General features: G+C 32.7%; 2 protein-coding genes. One reads left to right on the top strand and one right to left on the bottom strand.

Annotation, left to right across the window (positions count from 1 at the left end; translation table 11 throughout):
- Nucleotides 1-190: 190 nt before the first annotated feature.
- Complete coding sequence (locus tag BN338_RS07230; RefSeq protein ID WP_039760519.1) at nt 191-715, top strand: peroxiredoxin; 525 nt, start codon at nt 191-193, stop codon at nt 713-715.
- 563 nt (nt 716-1,278) lie between these two features.
- On the opposite strand, the gene BN338_RS07225 is transcribed toward BN338_RS07230, so the two are convergent.
- Nucleotides 1,279-1,827 carry a hypothetical protein gene (locus BN338_RS07225; protein ID WP_039760518.1) on the bottom strand — a complete coding sequence of 183 codons (549 nt, stop codon included), beginning with the start codon at nt 1,825-1,827 and terminating at the stop codon, nt 1,279-1,281.
- Nucleotides 1,828-1,891 lie beyond the last annotated feature (64 nt).

Here is a 1,891-nt window from a genome sequence, read left to right as displayed (position 1 = left end):
TTTTAAGATGAAGAGTATTCAAAGTCGACCATGAATTCTACTTGACGCAAGTGTGAAATATTTGCACACTTGCTAAAAGTAAAAGTTCTTTAAGAAGCCCTTTTATTTAAAACGATCTTTCCCATATGTTTTAAATACAAAGGTTGTTTTAAAACAAAATTTTCGTAAAAAAAAATACAGGAGCATCCTTATGGTAAAAAAAACAGTTCCCAATGTTACATTTCATACACGTGTACGCGATGAATCAATGGGGGGAGATAATCCCTATCGATGGCAAGAAGTGAAAAGTGATGCTTACTTTAAAGGAAAGCGCGTTATCCTTTTTTCTCTTCCTGGTGCTTTTACGCCAACTTGCTCAAACTTTCAGCTGCCTGATTTTGAAAAACTCTATGATGAATTTAAACAGGCTGGTATTGATGAAATTTATTGCCTTTCCGTCAATGATGCCTTTGTTATGAATGCTTGGGGAAAAGAACAAAATATCAAAAACGTGAAATTAATTCCCGATGGTTCTGGTGAATTCACACGTAAAATGGGTATGCTGGTTGCAAAAGACAATCTTGGTTTTGGCATGCGCTCATGGCGCTATGCTGCTGTTATCAACGATGGTGTGATTGAGCAATGGTTCGAAGAAGCCGGTTTTTCAGACAACTGCACATCTGATCCTTATGAAGTTTCTTCACCACAAAATGTTTTAAAAGCTTTGAAAAGCTAATTCCAACCCAAAATTGTATATTTAAATTTTACGACACAAATTTCTTTTACGAAGGGAATTTGTGTCTTTTGTATTTCCTGAAACATCTACTTTTAACAACATTTTGATTTATAATAATAATTTAGCGTTCTTTAACTTGAATTAGCCCCCTAGATACCATAATACTCTTTTATTTTAAATTTTTCTCTATTGAATCAATTATAATCATTTATTTGCCCGTCATAAAGCGAGTGTAGCGTTGTAGGTAAACACTTAAAGCACTAAAAATGCTTCTCATAAGCATTCTCAAATGCAAAGGTATTAATAATTCAAGGTTTACAAAAGCATCAAAAGAAAAAATAGAGAATAAAACATTTATTTAAAAAGGAACACACTTGAAATTGACTTATGTCTCATAAAATAATCAAACACGGCATAAAAACTGCTCTGCATAAATAACCGTTTATGAAAAGAATTGAATCAAACAGATCCCATAAACATTCCAATTCACACACCATCAACAAGCTCTTTGCTGTTCTCACAGCCATATTATAAGCTTTTATTTTTTTCTAATAAAGAAACAGTTAAAGGTGTCGTTTATCCGAGTATTCTACTGTAAAGTGTGCTGTTGTTTCTTCCTCTTCTATCTCTTCTTCTTCATCGAGCTCAACATCTTCATCACATTCAGGAAGACCAAAAATATCTGGATTGATAAAATAACCATCTTCTTTTGTTCCCTTCGCTAAAATTTTATTCCTTTCTAATTCCTTAATACCTTCTTTAAAACCTTTAAAATTAAGATATTCTGGTTCTTGAATTGAAAAATCGCAAATCAAAAATTCCTCAAGAATATCACGATCCAACGTAATCTGATCAAACCATAAATCCACATCATCCCCCTCATCGAGCATTCTTCCTACTTGCCACAACATCACAAAAAAAGCTTTCAACCCACTAAAAGATAATCCAAAAATCATATGCCGACACGACGAAGCACCTGAAAAAGTGATTTGCGGAAGATCTTCAAATCCGAAGCTCGAAGGAGGAAGTTTAAATGATTTTCCGATATCTTCAGGTTTTTTCAAAACAAAGGGATTTCTTTCATAGAGCACAGTAAAATCATATTGGGCCATTTTTATTTCTCCGTTAAAAAATTATTTTTATAATAAATTAATAATTTCAAACATTTATCATTAT

The organism is Bartonella queenslandensis AUST/NH15 (assembly GCF_000312585.1).
GTDB classification, from domain to species: domain Bacteria; phylum Pseudomonadota; class Alphaproteobacteria; order Rhizobiales; family Rhizobiaceae; genus Bartonella; species Bartonella queenslandensis_A.
Note: the sequence above shows the minus strand (reverse complement) of the source record. Positions and strands in the feature narration are given on the sequence as shown.

What these genes read in the sequence shown, in the direction of transcription:
- BN338_RS07230 (WP_039760519.1), top strand. Translation starts at nt 191, where the DNA reads ATGGTAAAAAAAACAGTTCCCAATGTTACATTTCATACACGTGTACGC.
- BN338_RS07225 (WP_039760518.1), bottom strand. Translation starts at nt 1,827, where the DNA reads ATGGCCCAATATGATTTTACTGTGCTCTATGAAAGAAATCCCTTTGTT.